This is a genomic window from Zeimonas sediminis (assembly GCF_023721795.1).
Classification (GTDB): domain Bacteria; phylum Pseudomonadota; class Gammaproteobacteria; order Burkholderiales; family Burkholderiaceae_E; genus Zeimonas; species Zeimonas sediminis.
This window is the reverse complement of the sequence record NZ_JAMQYE010000001.1, coordinates 1380606-1394024: the sequence shown is the minus strand read 5'-3', so window position 1 is coordinate 1394024 and position 13419 is coordinate 1380606. Positions and strand designations below refer to the sequence as shown.

Sequence of the window (13419 nt, the reverse complement as noted above, 5' to 3'; positions counted from 1 at the left end):
TTCAAAGTTGGCCGGATGCGGTACGCTTGCCGCCCTTCCGGCCTATTGCCGCCAGGAAGCTCGATGCATTCCGCCGAACAGAACCTTCCCGCAGCCGTTCCCGAAGCCTGGCGCGAACCGTTGGGCCGGCAACTGGGCGAGGGCGAAACGCTGCTCGCGTGCTTCGCCCCCGACCTCGACGAGTCGCTGCGCTTCGCCGGCGGCATCCTGGCGCTGACCGATCGCCGCCTGCTCGCCGGCGGCGAGGCCGGCGGCGAATGGCGGGAGTGGCCGCTCGATGCCTCGCTGTCGCTGCGCCACCACGACCACGCCGGGGTCGGTTCGCTCGAGCTGGTCGATGCCCGGCAGCGGCTCGCCTGCTGGCGCTACACGATCGGCCTGCACGCGGCGATGCTGCGCTTCGTCGACGCCTGGGGCAGGGCCTGCGCCGAGTTGCGCGAGGGGCGTCGGCCGATGCCTGCGGCGGAGCCGACCTGCGCGAGCTGCGGCGCGCCGCTGCCGCCCGGTTCCGAGGAGTGTCCCCGCTGCGACGGCGAGTCCACCGCGCCGCCGTCCACCTGGACCCTGCTGCGGCTCTGGCGCTTTGCCCGGCCGTATCGCTGGCAACTGCTCGCCGGCTTTCTGCTGACGCTCGCCTCCACCGCCGCGACGCTGGTGCCGCCGTACCTGACGATGCCGCTGATGGACGAGGTGCTGATCCCCTACCAGAACGGCCAGCCGATCGACCGGGACCTGGTGATCGGCTACCTCGGCGCGCTGCTGGCCGCCGCGCTGCTCGCGTGGGCGCTGGGCTGGGCGCGCACCTACATCCTGGCGCTGGTCAGCGAGCGGATCGGCGCCGACCTGCGCACCACCACCTACGAGCACCTGCTGACGCTGTCGCTCGAGTACTTCGGCGGCAAGCGCACCGGCGACCTGATGGCCCGGATCGGCGCGGAGACCGACCGGATCAACGTGTTCCTGTCGCTGCACCTGCTGGACTTCGCGACCGACGTGCTGATGATCGCGATGACCGCCGCGATCCTGTTCTCGATCGAGCCCTGGCTGGCGCTGGTCACGCTGCTGCCGCTGCCCTTCATCGCGTGGATGATCCACCAGGTGCGCGACCGGCTGCGCCACGGTTTCGAGAAGGTCGACCGGATCTGGGCCGAGGTCACCAACGTGCTGTCGGACACGATCCCCGGCATCCGCGTGGTCAAGGCCTTCGCGCAGGAGCGCCGCGAGGCCGAGCGCTTCCGTGCCGCCAACCAGCACAACCTGGCGGTCAACGACCGCGTGAACCGGATCTGGTCGCTGTTCTCGCCCACGGTCACGCTGCTGACCGAGGTCGGCCTGCTGATCGTCTGGGGCTTCGGCATCTGGCAGGTGTCGCGCGACGAGATCACGGTGGGCGTGCTGACCGCCTTCCTCGCCTACATCGGCCGCTTCTACACGCGGCTCGACTCGATGAGCCGGATCGTGTCGTTCACGCAGAAGGCGGCGGCAGGCGCCAAGCGGATCTTCGACATCCTCGATCACCAGTCGAACGTGCCCGAGCCCGCCGACCCGGTGCCGCTGGCCGACGTGCGCGGCCGGATCACGCTGCGCGACGCGGGATTCCGCTACGGCAACCGCGCGGTGATCCGGGGCGTGAGCCTGGAGATCGCGCCGGGCGAGATGATCGGCCTGGTGGGCCACAGCGGCTCGGGCAAGAGCACGCTGGTCAACCTGATCTGCCGCTTCTACGACGTGAGCGAGGGCGCGATCCTGGTCGATGGGGTGGACGTGCGCAAGGTCGCGGTGGCCGACTGGCGGCGCAGCATCGGCGTCGTGCTGCAGGAGCCCTTCCTGTTCTTCGGGACGATCGCCGAGAACATCGCCTACGGCCGCCCCGACGCGACCCGCGACGAGATCGTCGCCGCGGCGCGCGCCGCGCACGCGCACGAGTTCATCCTGCGGCTGCCGCACGGCTACGACTCGATCGTGGGCGAGCGCGGCCAGTCGCTGTCGGGCGGCGAGCGCCAGCGCATCTCGATCGCGCGCGCGCTGCTCATCGACCCGCGCGTGCTGATCCTCGACGAGGCCACTTCGTCGGTCGACACCACGACCGAGAAGGAGATCCAGAAGGCGCTCGACAACCTGGTGCAGGGACGCACGACGATCGCGGTCGCGCACCGCCTGAGCACGCTGCGCCGTGCCGACCGGCTGGTCGTGCTCGATCGCGGCCGGATCGTCGAGACCGGCACGCACGACGAGCTGCTCGCGCGCGAAGGCGCGTACTGGAAGCTCTACCAGGCGCAAGCCCGGCAGGCCGAGGCGGAGGCCGAGGCGGCCGCGCGCTCGCTGCAGTCGCCGGTGAGGGAGGAACTGCGATGAGCGCGACGAGTCACGGTGGCGGGCAAGCGACGGCTAGCTTCGAGCTGGCCCGGGACGCCTACGGCCGGCTGGTCTTCACCGGCGCCGACGGCGTCGCGCACGAGGGCGTCGTGCCGGTTCGCGCGTTCCCGATCTCCGCGCCGCGACAGGGCGTGGCGCTGATGAGCGCCGATGGCCACGAGCTCGCCTGGGTGCAGGATCCGGCCGGCCTGCCGGCCGCGATCGCGGCGCTGATCGCCGACGAGCTGTCGCGGCGCGAGTTCATGCCCGAGATCCGCGCGATCGTGGCCGTGTCGAGCTTCGCCACGCCGAGCACCTGGCAGGTCGACACCGATCGCGGGCGCGCGAGCTTCGTGCTCGAGGGTGAGGAATACATCCGCCGGCTGGCGGGCGGCATGCTGCTGATCGCCGACAGCCACGGCGTGCACTTCCTGATCCGCGACGCGAAGGCGCTCGATCGCGCCAGCCGGAAGATCCTCGACCGCTTCCTGTAGCCCGGGCTGCCGCGAGAGAAAAAGCCGCCGGGCCCTTGCGAGCACCGGCGGCCAGCGCACCGACCGGGACCTTCCGGACGGCGCCAGGGAGGCGATCGCGCCCTACTGCTGCGCGCCTTCGGCGAGCTTGCCGCCGCGGGCCGGCCGCGCGGGGATCGGCGCCGTTCCGGCAGCGCTGCCGCCCAGGCCGCTCACCACCTGCCAGGCCAGCGCCACCGCGCCGACGATGAACACGACGTCGCCGAAGGTGCGGACCCAGCGCAGCGTTTCCAGGAAGGGCTGCTGCAGGAAGGCCTCGCTGCGGGCGTACCACATGCCCACCGTGGCGCTCGCGTGGAACTGGAACAGGCCGATCGGCAGCAGGCTGGTGGCGATCATCAGCACGATGCCCAGGTTCAGCGACCAGAAGGCCAGCTTCATCGCCTTCTCGTCGAACACCAGCGCGGGCCGGATGTAGCGCAGCACCAGCAGCGTGAAGCCCAGCGCGAGGAAGCCGTACACGCCGAAGAGCGCCGCGTGCGCGTGCACCGGGGTCGTGTTCAGGCCCTGCAGGTAGTACAGCGAGACCGGCGGGTTGATCATGAAGCCGAAGACGCCCGCGCCCAGCATGTTCCAGAAGGCGACCGCCACGAAGCAGTAGAGCGGCCACTTCAGGTTCTGCATCCACGCGGCCCGCTCGCGAAGCCGCCAGTTCTCCCAGGCCTCGTGGCCGAGCACCACCAGCGGCACCACCTCGAGCGCGCTGAAGGTGGCGCCGACCGCCATCACCGGCGTGGTCGTGCCGGCGAAGTACAGATGGTGGAAGGTGCCGGGTACGCCGCCGAGCATGAACAGCGAGGCCGAGGCCAGGCTTGCCGTGGTGGCCATCCGCTTCGACACCAGGCCCAGCGTCGAGAAGATGAAGGCCAGCGCCGTGGTGGCGAACACCTCGAAGAAGCCTTCGACCCACAGGTGGACGACCCACCAGCGCCAGTACTCCATGATCGACAGGTGGGTGCGCTCGCCGTAGAACAGGCCCGCGCCGTAGAACAACCCGATCGCGATCACCGATGCGGCCAGCAGCGCGAGCAGGTTGCGGTCGCCCGGCTGGCGCAGCGCCGGCACCATGCCGCGGAGCATCAGCACCAGCCAGAAGGCCACGCCGACGAACTTGCCGATCTGCCAGAGCCGGCCGAGGTCCACGTACTCGTAGCCCTGGTGGCCGAGCCAGAAGTTCAGCTCGGGCGGCATCACCTGGGCGATCGCCAGCCAGTTGCCGGCGAACGAGCCGACGCACACCGCCACCAGCGCCCAGAACAGGACGTCGACGCCCACCTTCTGGCATTTCGGGTCCTTGCCGCCGTTGATCAGCGGGGCCAGGAAGAGCCCCGCCGCCAGGAAGCCGGTGGCCACCCAGAACAGCGCCGCCTGGATGTGCCAGGTGCGCACCAGCGAGTACGGGAACCAGCGCGACACCTCGATGCCGTAGAAGGTCTGTCCCTCCACCGTGTAGTGCGCGGTGAACCCGCCGATCAGCACCTGGAACACGAACAGCGCGACGACCAGGAACAGGTACTTGCCCAGCGCGCGCTGCGAGGGCGTCAGCGCGAACGCGGTCAGCGGATCGCGGGCCGGTGCCGGCGGCAGCTCGCCGTCCTCCTTGCGCAGGAAGGCCCAGGCCCAGATCAGGAAGCCCACGCCGGCGATCAGCAGCACCACGCTGACGATCGACCACATCACGTTCTCGCCGGTGGGGGTGTTCCCGATCAGCGGCTCGTGAGGCCAGTTGTTGGTGTAGGTGGCCGAGCTGTCGGGCCGCTCGGTCGCGGCGGCCCAGGCGGTCCAGAAGAAGAAGGCCGACAGGTCTGCGCGACGCTCGGCCGACGGCAGCGTGGCCTCCTTCATCGCGTAGCTCTCGCGCGTGCCCTGCAGGTCGGGGCTGTCGGAGAAGAGCCGGTCGTAGTAGGCAGCGGTCTGCCGGATCGCCGCGGCGCGCAAGGCCGACACCGTGACCGTGCCGCCGGCCGCGTCGCTGCCCCGGTACTCGAGCTGCATCCGGTAGCGAAGGGCCTCGCGGTCGGCCGCGTCGAGATCGGCCCAGGCCTTGCCGTGCGCCTGCTTCGCGGCCAGGTCGAGCCAGGCGGCGAGCTCGCGATGCAGCCAGTCGGCGGTCCAGTCCGGGGCCTGGTAGGCGCCGTGCCCCCAGATCGAGCCGAGCTGCATGCCGCCCACCGACTGCCAGGCCGTCTGGCCGTCGAGGATGTCGTCGTGGGTGAAGAGCTTCTCGCCGGTGACCGAAACCACCTGCGCCGGGATCGGCGGCGCCTTGCGGTAGACCTCGGCGCCGTAGTATCCGAGCAGCGAGAAGGTGACCGCCAGCACGGCGATCAGCAGGAGCCAGAGGCGACGGTATTCACGCATGGCTGGCCTCGGCGGCGGCGCTCTCGTCGAACAGGATGTTGTTCTCGAGGTGGATGTGCGCGACCAGGTCGTCGCGCAGCGCGGACAGCCCCAGGTACAGCGCCCGCCAGGTATTGCAGGCGCCCGACGGCGGCACCATCCCGCCGGTCAGCGCGTCCAGCCCTTCCAGCGCGTCGCCGTGCTGCTCGTGCTCGAAGCGCATCACCGAGATCGGGCCGCCGGCCTGCTCGCGCATGCCGCGCGCGAGCATCGGGAACAGGATCTGCTCCTCCTTCATCATGTGGCTCTCGAGCTCCTGCCGCATCGCCTCGAGGTGCTCGGCAAGGCCCAGCGGGCAGTCGGGACGTCCGCCGTGCACCTGTTCCACCCGTCGCGCGAGACGGACCAGTTCGGGGAGCTGATCGCGATGCCGGGCGTGGTAGCGGCTGACGATGTGCTCGATCAGCTCGGCGGGCGCCGCGGCGCGCCAGTCGCGGCCGACCGGCTGCGCGCCGCGCATCGCGTCGAGCCGCTCGGCCAGCGCGGCGGCGTCGAGCCCGCGCTCGGCGGCTGCCTTGCGCAGGCTCAGGTTGCCGGCGCAGCAGAAATCGAGGTCGTGGTGGTTGAAGAGGGCGGTCGCGCCGGGAATGCTCCGGGCCAGCGATCCGAGCGACTGGTCCAGCGTGCTGGATGGGGTGCTCATCTTTCTCATCTCCGTTCGTACGGCAAGGCCGTGTGTCCGTTCTTCGCAACCGCCGTGCCAGCTACCGGATGGCTTGCGAATCAGGCATTTGCGCGCCGCAGCATCCGAAACCGGGTCGTTTCGACCCGACGATTTCCGGGTAATTGATACATTGTTTGGTTATCATTACCTGATGCGAGACACCTTGCTGGCCGACATGGCCACCGATCTGCCGCACGCGGTCCGCCTGCAAAGGCTCGTGTGCACGCTGCGCGAGCGCTTCGCTTGCGGCGCGGTGGGGCTGCTGCGACTGGAGGGCGATAGCCTGAGGCCGGTCGCGGTCGACGGACTGGTCCGCGAGGCGCTGGGCAGGCGCTTCGTCGTCAGCCAGCATCCGCGCCTGGCTGCGATCCTGTCGCGGCGCGAGCCGACCCGGTTCGAACCCGACTCGGAATTGCCCGACCCCTACGACGGCCTGCTCGATTCGCAGGTCGGCGCGCCGCTGCCGGTCCACGACTGCATGGGCGCGAGCCTGTACGTCGAGGGCGTTCTGTGGGGCGTGCTGACCCTCGATGCGCTGAACGCCGGCACCTTCGACGACGCGGCGCGCGACGAGTTGCGCCGCTACGCGCTGCTGGTCGAGGCATCGGTCAGGGTGACCCGGCTCGAGGAGGAGATGCGGGGGCTGCGCCTGGCGCGCGCGTCGCCCGGGCCGGCCCGTGGCGCGGCAAGCGAAGACGCCGAGGAGATCGTCGGCGCCAGCGAGCCGATCGCCGCGTTGCTGCGGGAGATCGACGTGGTGGCCGACTCCGAGCTGCCGGTGCTGCTGCTCGGCGAGACCGGCGTGGGCAAGGAACTCTTCGCGCGCCGCATCCACGCGCGCTCGCGCCGCCACGAGCGGCCGCTGGTCCACGTGAACTGCGCCGCGCTGCCCGAGTCGCTGGCCGAGAGCGAACTGTTCGGCCACGCGAAAGGCGCCTTCTCCGGCGCCGGGGTCGAGCGCCCGGGCCGCTTCGAGGCCGCCGACGGGGGCACGCTGTTCCTCGACGAGGTCGGCGAGTTGCCGCTGCCGGTGCAGGCCAAGCTGCTGCGCGCGCTGCAGAACGGCGAGATCCAGCGGCTGGGCGCGGACCGCCCGCGCAGCGTGGACGTGCGGGTGGTGGCGGCGACCAACCGCAACCTGCGCGAGGCGGTGCGCGACGCCCGTTTCCGCGCCGATCTCTATCACCGCCTGTCGGTCTATCCGCTGCCGATCCCGCCGCTTCGCGAGCGCGGGCCCGACGTGCTGCTGCTCGCCGGCCGATTCCTCGAGCTGAACCGTGCCCGGCTCGGACTGCGCAGCCTGCGGCTGTCGCCGGGCGCCGGCGACGCGCTTTCGCGCTATCGCTGGCCGGGGAACGTGCGCGAGCTCGAGCACGTGATCAGCCGGGCCGCGCTCAAGGCGCTGAGCCGCGGCGACGCGCGCGACGACATCGTCACGCTCGACGCGGGCCTGCTCGATCTGGACGTCGCCCTGGCGCCGTCGCAGGCCGAGGCGGCGGGCAACGGGGCCGGCATCGCGTCCGGCGGCGGCCGGGGCGTCGAGGGCTTCGGGCTGCTGTCGGGCGAGGGCATCCCGATCGGAGAGCCGGGCGGCGACTGGCCCGCCGACGAGCCGGTTCAGCTGCGCGACGCGGTCGACGCCTGCCAGCGCCGGCTCATCAGGCGCGCGCTGGCCGCCTGCGACGGCAACTGGACCCGAGCCGCGCGCCGGCTCGACATCGATCCGAGCAACCTGCACAAGCTCGCGCGGCGCCTCGGCGTCAAGGGCGAGCCGGCGCGGCAATGATCCGCCACACCAGGCTGCTGCTCTGGCGCCTGTTCGCCGCGGCGATGGTGGCGCTGGCGATGGCAGGCGCGGTGATGCCGGTGCTGCCCACCGTCCCCTTCCTGCTGGTGGCGGCCTGGGCGGCCAGCCGCGGCTGGCCCTCGCTCGAGGCGCGCCTGCTGGCGCATCCGAAGCACGGCCCGCACATCCGCCGCTGGCGCGAGCGCGGCGCGGTGCCGCGCAGGGCCAAGTGGTTCTCGTCGCTGATGATGACGGCCAGCGCCGCGATGCTGCTGCTGTCGACCGCGCCGCTTTGGGTCAAGTGGGCCGCGCCCGCGATGATGGCCTCGGTGGCGGTGTGGCTGTGGAGGCGGCCCGAGGACTGATCGGAGGAGGGGCGAGGCCGGCGTCCTCAGCTCGCCTGTCCGTCGCCGGCCCCGAGCGGCAGGCGGCCTGCGGCGCAAAGGCCTCCTAGGGCCTGCGAGCGCTCGTACCGGATCGTTCCACCGTACTGCGCGACGATGTCGCCGACGATCGCCAGGCCCAGCCCGTGACCGGGGCGGGCCTCGTCGGCGCGCACGCCCGCTTCGCCGAGGCGATCGAGCAGCTCGGGCGCAACGCCGGGGCCGTCGTCGTCGACCCGGAACGCGAGCGCCGCGCCGGCCTCGTCGAGCGTCAGCTCGACGCGCGCGCGCGAGCGCGCCCACTTGCAGGCGTTGTCGAGCAGGTTGCCGAACAGCTCGAGCATGTCCTCGCGATCGATCGGCAGCCGTCGTTCGGGGGCGACGACGTCGATCGAAAGTTCCCGGCCCGAGTGCAGGCGGCGCATCGCAGCGGCGAGCGCCCCGAGCTGCGCCTTCGCGTCGAAGCCTTCGCCGGGCGTGCCGCCGCCGGCGAGCCTCGCGCGGCTCAGCTCGCGCTCGATCGTGCCCCGCATCGAATCGAGTTGCGCGCGCAGCGTCGCGGCGAGCTCCGCGCGGCCCTCGGCGGCGGCGTCGTCGGCCGCCTGGGCGAGCACCGCGAGCGGCGTCTTGAGCGCGTGCGAGAGATTGCCTGCCGCGTGACGGGTCCGGGCCAGGCGCTGCGACTGGTGCCGGACCAGCCGGTTCACCGCGTCGATGATCGGGCGGACCTCGGTGGGCGCCTCGGTGTCGATGCGAGCGCTTTCGCCGCGCTCGAGCTTGCGGCAGGCTTCGACCGCGTCGCCGATCGGCGCCAGGCCGCGCACGATCAGCGCGCGTTGCAGCCACAGCAGCAGTGCGGTGGCAAGCGCCGCGCCGGCCAGCAGCCAGAAGCGAAGGGACGCGATCGCCGCGTCGAGACGGCCGACGTCCTCGGCGACGAGGATTCGCCAGCTGCCGCCGGCACCGTCGTAGCGACGCTCGATCGCCAGCAGCGACTGGCCGGCCGGCCCGGCGATCCGGAACGCCGGCGCGCCGGACCCGGGCGCCGGGCCGGCGGGAAGGTCCTCGTCCCACAGCGAGCGGGAACGAAGGACGAGTTCGCCGCGCACCGCCCGGAAGTAGTGCCCGGAGAGGGGCAAGCCGTACACGGAACCCGCCGACTGCTCGAGCGCCGAGGCGGCCTGTGCCGGGTCGGGCGCGTCGTGAACGCGGGCGTAGAGAAGGTCCGCGTCGTGCTCGAGCCGGGACAGCACGTAGCCCTCCACCAGTTGCCTGGGGAACCACTGCAGCCCGGTCGCGAGCAGCGCGACGGCGGCGACCAGCGACAGCGCGAGCAGCAGCGAGAGCCTGTCGCGCAGCGATCTCATCGCCGGTCGCCGGGACATTGCGGGTCGCCGTGAAAGACGTAGCCCTGGCCGCGCCGCGTCTCGATCCGCTCCGGGCCGATCAGCGCGCGCAGGCGACGCACGTAGACCTCGATCACGTTGCTGTCGCGGTCGGCGTCGTATTCGTACACATGCTCGGACAGGCGGGTCTTGGACAGGATCTGGTCGGGGTGGCGCATGAAGTAGCGCAGCAGCCGGAACTCGGTAGCGGTGAGCGACTGTTCGCGTTGCCCCGACACCAGGCATTGCCGCGCCTCGTCGAGTCGCCAGCCCCCGACCTCGAGCACCGGCGCGCCGGCCGGCGCCGCCCTGCGCAGCAGCGCCTGCACCCGGGCCAGCAGCTCCTCCGGATGAAAGGGCTTGCCGAGGTAGTCGTCGGCGCCCGCCTGCAGCCCTTCGACGCGCTGGGCCCAGCCGTCGCGCGCGGTCAGGATCAGCACCGGCACGCGGTTGCCGGCCGCGCGCCAGTCGCGCAGGATCGACAGGCCGGGCCGGCCGGGAAGGCCCAGGTCCAGGATGACCGCGTCATAGGGTTCGGTGGCGCCGAGGTGATGCGCGTCGATGCCGTCGGCGGCCAGGTCGACCGCGTAGCCCGCGCGGGCCAGGCGGTCGCGCAGCCGGCCGCCCAGCTCGGCGTCGTCCTCGGCGATCAGCAGCCGCACCGGCTCACTTCTCCTTGCGGCGAAGGACTTCGCCGTTGCCGGCGTCGAGCTTGAGCTCGTGGACCTTGTCGGCCTGGTCGATCAGCTTGACCTCGTACACGTAGCGATCGCCGTCGCGCTCCAGCTCGACCTCGACCACCTGGCCCGGCTGTGCCTTGCGCGCTCGCGCCAGGATGTCCTCCATCGGGAGGATCTTGCCGCTTTCCCGCAACTGGCGGACCTCCTGCTGGCGCAGGCGGCTGTCGGCGCTTGCCGGCAGCGCGGCCAGCAGGGTGGTTCCGGCGAGGCCGCCGGCGATGACGATGGCGAGGAGTCGGGATGTCTTCATGATGAGCTCCTGGAGTGGCACTTTAGTGGGAAACACGCGGGCCCGGGCGATCGGGAGAGGCGGGCTCGGTCGCTTCGCGCTCGCTTGCGTCGAGCCGCCGCTTGCGGCCGGTGATCATCGAGCGCACGAGGTTCTCGCGATGCACGAGGCTCTCGACCAGGACGCCGGCCACGTGGATGCCGACCAGCGCCATCGTTGCGTTGGCGAGGAACTCGTGGACCTCGCCTATCCATTCGCCGCCGCGGTGGCCGAGGCCGGCGAGCAGCCCCGCCATCGGTCCGGCGCCTTCTTCCACGGCAAGCGCCGCCATGCCGCTCAGCGCGAGCAGCGGGACCGCGGCCAGCAGCGCGACGATCATCAGGCCCCCGGCCGGGTTGTGACCGAGGTGCCGCTCGGCGCGCCCGATCAGCGCGCGGCCCGCGTAGGCGAAGGCCTCGCGCGGCGCCCGCACGAAATCCGAGAAGCGCGCGTGCCGGGGACCGACCAGGCCCCACGGCAGCCGCAGCGCGACCAGCGCCAGGGCCGTGTACCCGGCCCAGCTGTGAATGGCCAGGTTGTGGTCCTCGACGACGAACGCCAGCAGGAACGCTCCCGCGAGGCCCCAGTGGAAGATCCGCACGAACGGGTCCCAGACCCGCACTTCGTTCTCGCGATCCATGATCGGCTCCTGTTCGGGACCGGCGATGCCGGTCGATGCGGCGCAGTGTCGACGAGCGGCGCTGAAACGAAGCTGAACGTCCGGCAACGACGCCGAACGATCGGCGGGCTTGACCCGGATCAGGCCGCACGCGCCGCGATCCGACAGACTGGCGGTTCGCAATCGACGGGAACTTGCCAATGGCCGAAGGCGCCTTCTATCGAACCGACGAGCTGGAAGCGGTTGTCGCGCGCATGGCCCGGCAGGCGCACCGGCTGGTCGACGACCCCGCGAATCTCGTCGTGGTCGGCATCCTGCGCCGCGGCGCGCCGCTGGCCGACCGGATCTGCTCGCACCTGCGCGCGCTCTGGCGCGTCGAGCGCATCGCGCGGCTCGACCTCGACATCAAGCGCTATGCCGACGACCTGACGCTGCTTTTCCCCGAGACCCGGCTGCGCGAGAGTGCCTCGGGCGAGACGGCCGACGTGGCCGGCCGCACGGTGCTGCTGGTCGACGACGTGCTGTACGAGGGCCACTCGATGCTGCGCGCGGTCGAGTGGCTGGCCAGGCGCCGGCCGGCCGCGATCCGCACCGCGGTGCTGGTCGACCGCGCTTGCGCGAAGCTGCCGATGAAGGCCGACGTGGTCGGCGTCACGCTCGAGGTCGCGCCGCTGCAGATCGTCGATGCGCACGTGCCGCCCTACGAGCCGGAATTCGAGCTGCACATCCTGCGAAGAGAGGCCGACGATGTTCAGGGACCGTGACGACGCAGCGCGCCGGCTCGCCAAGGCGCTCGCCGCCTGGCGCGGCAAGAATCCGCTGGTGCTGGCGATCCCGCGCGGCGCGGTGCCGATGGGTCGCATCCTGGCCGACGAACTTCAGGGCGAGCTCGACGTGGTGCTGGTGCGCAAGCTCGGCGCGCCCTTCCAGCCCGAGCTCGCGCTCGGCGCGATCGACGAGAGCGGCCATGTGCACTGGACGCCGGGCCTGGGGCCGACCGGCGCGTCGCCGGGCTGGCTGGAGCGCGAGAAGCAGGCGCAGATCGAGCTGATGCGCAAGCGGCGCGAACGCTACGGCGCGCGCCGCCACCCGGTCGACCCGGCGGGGCGGGTCGTCATCGTCGTGGACGACGGCCTGGCCACCGGCTCCACGATGGTCGCCGCGCTGACCGCGGTGCGTGCCCAAAGGCCCGCGCGGCTGATCTGCGCGGTGCCGGTGGCTGCCAGCGACAGCCTGGCGCGGGTCGAGCCGCTGGCCGACGAGGTGGTCTGCCTGGAGGTGCCCGACTGGTTCGGCGCGGTGTCGCAGTTCTACCTGCACTTCGACCAGGTCGAGGACGACGAGGTCGAGCGGATCCTCGGCGCGGAGCCGGGCAAGACCTGACCCGCGCGCGGCAGGGGCGTCGGGCGCCGCCTCAGCCCCGGCTGTTGCGCGCGATCTCTCGCAGGCGCGCTTCGTCGATGCCGACGCAGCGCCGCTTTTCCTCGTCGAGCAGGCCCTCGCGCTTGAACTCGGCGAGCAGCCGCGCCACGCTGACCGGCGTGATCGCCAGCAGCGCGGCCACGTCGGTGCGCCGCAGCCACAGCGGCTCGCCGGGCTGCAGGCGGCTGCGCAGGAACAGCAGCAGCCGCGCGAGCCGCGCGCGCGCCGTCCCCTTGCCGAATTCGCCGAGGATTCGGTCGGCATCGACGACGGCCTGGTGCCAGTCGTGGAACAGGCGATCGGTGACGCGCGGATCCTCCTCCCTGAGTTCGTCGACCAGGGCCACCGGAATCCGGCAGGCGGTGCCCGGATGCATCACGTAGGCCGAGTGGCCGTGCGGTTGGCCCAGCAATGCCGACAGGCCGACCACGCCGCCGCGCGACACCAGCCGCACGATGCACACCGAGTCGTCGGGGCAGGGGATCGTCTCCTTCACGATGCCGCTCTGCACGACGTAGATCGCCTTGCCCAGGGTGCCTGCCTCGAACAGGCGCGCGCCGGCCAGCAGCGGGATGCGTACCGCGCCCGGTCGCGCTCCGGGCTCGCCCGGCTCGGGCGCGTCGTCGGGGTGATCGACGACGTCGCACATCAGGCAGAACGGGTGGCGACCGGTGGCATTCGTTTGTATGCCGCCCGGCACCTGGATCGGCTCGCAGCCCGGCACCGCGCCGCGCGCGAGCAGGGTGTCGGCAAGCGGGTGCTGGAGGGGCCATGAGCAGACCGCGGTTCGGCTCGCTTCGGTCAAGTTCGACACTCCGATATCAGCGGAATCCGGCATCTTCGCCGCAAGCCTGGCTCAGGAGC

General features: G+C 71.8%; 13 protein-coding genes. 6 read left to right on the top strand and 7 right to left on the bottom strand.

Annotated features, from left to right (window positions below; all coding sequences use genetic code 11):
• Nucleotides 1-63 precede the first annotated feature (63 nt).
• Nucleotides 64-2355, top strand: coding sequence for a cyanophycin metabolism-associated ABC transporter (locus M6I34_RS06535; RefSeq protein ID WP_272484892.1), 2292 nt, complete (start codon nt 64-66; stop codon nt 2353-2355).
• A complete protein-coding gene (locus tag M6I34_RS06530; protein ID WP_272484891.1) occupies nt 2352-2849 on the top strand; it encodes a cyanophycin metabolism-associated DUF1854 family protein in 498 nt (165 codons plus the stop codon). The genes M6I34_RS06535 and M6I34_RS06530 overlap by 4 nt, the downstream gene beginning before the upstream one ends.
• Before the next feature lie 102 nt (nt 2850-2951).
• Here the strand turns inward: M6I34_RS06530 and M6I34_RS06525 are convergent, their stop codons facing one another.
• Nucleotides 2952-5249, bottom strand: coding sequence for a nitric-oxide reductase large subunit (locus tag M6I34_RS06525; RefSeq protein ID WP_272484890.1), 2298 nt, complete (start codon nt 5247-5249; stop codon nt 2952-2954).
• Nucleotides 5242-5931 carry an iron-sulfur cluster repair protein YtfE gene (gene ytfE, locus M6I34_RS06520; protein ID WP_272484889.1) on the bottom strand — a complete coding sequence of 230 codons (690 nt, stop codon included), beginning with the start codon at nt 5929-5931 and terminating at the stop codon, nt 5242-5244. Before ytfE ends, M6I34_RS06525 begins: the two co-directional genes overlap by 8 nt.
• A 172-nt stretch (nt 5932-6103) precedes the next feature.
• Here ytfE and norR point away from each other — a divergent pair, with 172 nt between their 5' ends.
• Entirely contained in the window at nt 6104-7738 is a 1635-nt protein-coding gene (gene norR, locus M6I34_RS06515) for a nitric oxide reductase transcriptional regulator NorR (protein WP_272484888.1), read from the top strand.
• Nucleotides 7735-8103 carry a YbaN family protein gene (locus M6I34_RS06510; RefSeq protein ID WP_272484887.1) on the top strand — a complete coding sequence of 123 codons (369 nt, stop codon included), beginning with the start codon at nt 7735-7737 and terminating at the stop codon, nt 8101-8103. The genes norR and M6I34_RS06510 overlap by 4 nt, the downstream gene beginning before the upstream one ends.
• A 26-nt stretch (nt 8104-8129) precedes the next feature.
• Here the strand turns inward: M6I34_RS06510 and M6I34_RS06505 are convergent, their stop codons facing one another.
• Genes M6I34_RS06505 through M6I34_RS06490 form a run of 4 tightly spaced genes read right to left on the bottom strand, consistent with a single transcriptional unit; the run spans nt 8130 to nt 11154 of the window.
• Nucleotides 8130-9488: a sensor histidine kinase gene (locus M6I34_RS06505; RefSeq protein WP_272484886.1), complete on the bottom strand. Its 1359-nt coding sequence runs from the start codon at nt 9486-9488 to the stop codon at nt 8130-8132.
• Complete coding sequence (locus M6I34_RS06500; protein ID WP_272484885.1) at nt 9485-10168, bottom strand: response regulator transcription factor; 684 nt, start codon at nt 10166-10168, stop codon at nt 9485-9487. Before M6I34_RS06500 ends, M6I34_RS06505 begins: the two co-directional genes overlap by 4 nt.
• 4 nt (nt 10169-10172) lie before the next feature.
• Nucleotides 10173-10496 (bottom strand): PepSY domain-containing protein, encoded by a 324-nt coding sequence (locus tag M6I34_RS06495; protein ID WP_272484884.1) that lies wholly within the window; start codon nt 10494-10496, stop codon nt 10173-10175.
• A 22-nt stretch (nt 10497-10518) separates the two neighbouring features.
• The gene (locus M6I34_RS06490) at nt 10519-11154 is read right to left on the bottom strand and encodes a cytochrome b/b6 domain-containing protein (protein ID WP_272484883.1); all 636 of its coding nucleotides are present in this window, start codon (nt 11152-11154) and stop codon (nt 10519-10521) included.
• Between the two features lie 179 nt (nt 11155-11333).
• On the opposite strand from M6I34_RS06490, the gene M6I34_RS06485 reads away from it, so the two are divergent.
• Nucleotides 11334-11897, top strand: a complete 564-nt coding sequence (locus tag M6I34_RS06485) for a phosphoribosyltransferase family protein (protein ID WP_272484882.1) — start codon at nt 11334-11336, stop codon at nt 11895-11897.
• Complete coding sequence (locus M6I34_RS06480; RefSeq protein WP_272484881.1) at nt 11881-12516, top strand: phosphoribosyltransferase; 636 nt, start codon at nt 11881-11883, stop codon at nt 12514-12516. Before M6I34_RS06485 ends, M6I34_RS06480 begins: the two co-directional genes overlap by 17 nt.
• 31 nt (nt 12517-12547) lie before the next feature.
• Here the strand turns inward: M6I34_RS06480 and M6I34_RS06475 are convergent, their stop codons facing one another.
• Nucleotides 12548-13360 (bottom strand): Crp/Fnr family transcriptional regulator, encoded by an 813-nt coding sequence (locus M6I34_RS06475; RefSeq protein ID WP_272484880.1) that lies wholly within the window; start codon nt 13358-13360, stop codon nt 12548-12550.
• Nucleotides 13361-13419: the final 59 nt, after the last annotated feature.

Bases quoted from the DNA above. Each gene is read 5' to 3' on its own strand.
- norR (WP_272484888.1), top strand. From the start codon at position 6,104: ATGCGAGACACCTTGCTGGCCGACATGGCCACCGATCTGCCGCACGCG.
- M6I34_RS06525 (WP_272484890.1), bottom strand. From the start codon at position 5,249: ATGCGTGAATACCGTCGCCTCTGGCTCCTGCTGATCGCCGTGCTGGCG.
- ytfE (WP_272484889.1), bottom strand. From the start codon at position 5,931: ATGAGCACCCCATCCAGCACGCTGGACCAGTCGCTCGGATCGCTGGCC.
- M6I34_RS06530 (WP_272484891.1), top strand. From the start codon at position 2,352: ATGAGCGCGACGAGTCACGGTGGCGGGCAAGCGACGGCTAGCTTCGAG.
- M6I34_RS06505 (WP_272484886.1), bottom strand. From the start codon at position 9,488: ATGAGATCGCTGCGCGACAGGCTCTCGCTGCTGCTCGCGCTGTCGCTG.
- M6I34_RS06495 (WP_272484884.1), bottom strand. From the start codon at position 10,496: ATGAAGACATCCCGACTCCTCGCCATCGTCATCGCCGGCGGCCTCGCC.
- M6I34_RS06490 (WP_272484883.1), bottom strand. From the start codon at position 11,154: ATGGATCGCGAGAACGAAGTGCGGGTCTGGGACCCGTTCGTGCGGATC.
- M6I34_RS06510 (WP_272484887.1), top strand. From the start codon at position 7,735: ATGATCCGCCACACCAGGCTGCTGCTCTGGCGCCTGTTCGCCGCGGCG.
- M6I34_RS06485 (WP_272484882.1), top strand. From the start codon at position 11,334: ATGGCCGAAGGCGCCTTCTATCGAACCGACGAGCTGGAAGCGGTTGTC.
- M6I34_RS06480 (WP_272484881.1), top strand. From the start codon at position 11,881: ATGTTCAGGGACCGTGACGACGCAGCGCGCCGGCTCGCCAAGGCGCTC.
- M6I34_RS06535 (WP_272484892.1), top strand. From the start codon at position 64: ATGCATTCCGCCGAACAGAACCTTCCCGCAGCCGTTCCCGAAGCCTGG.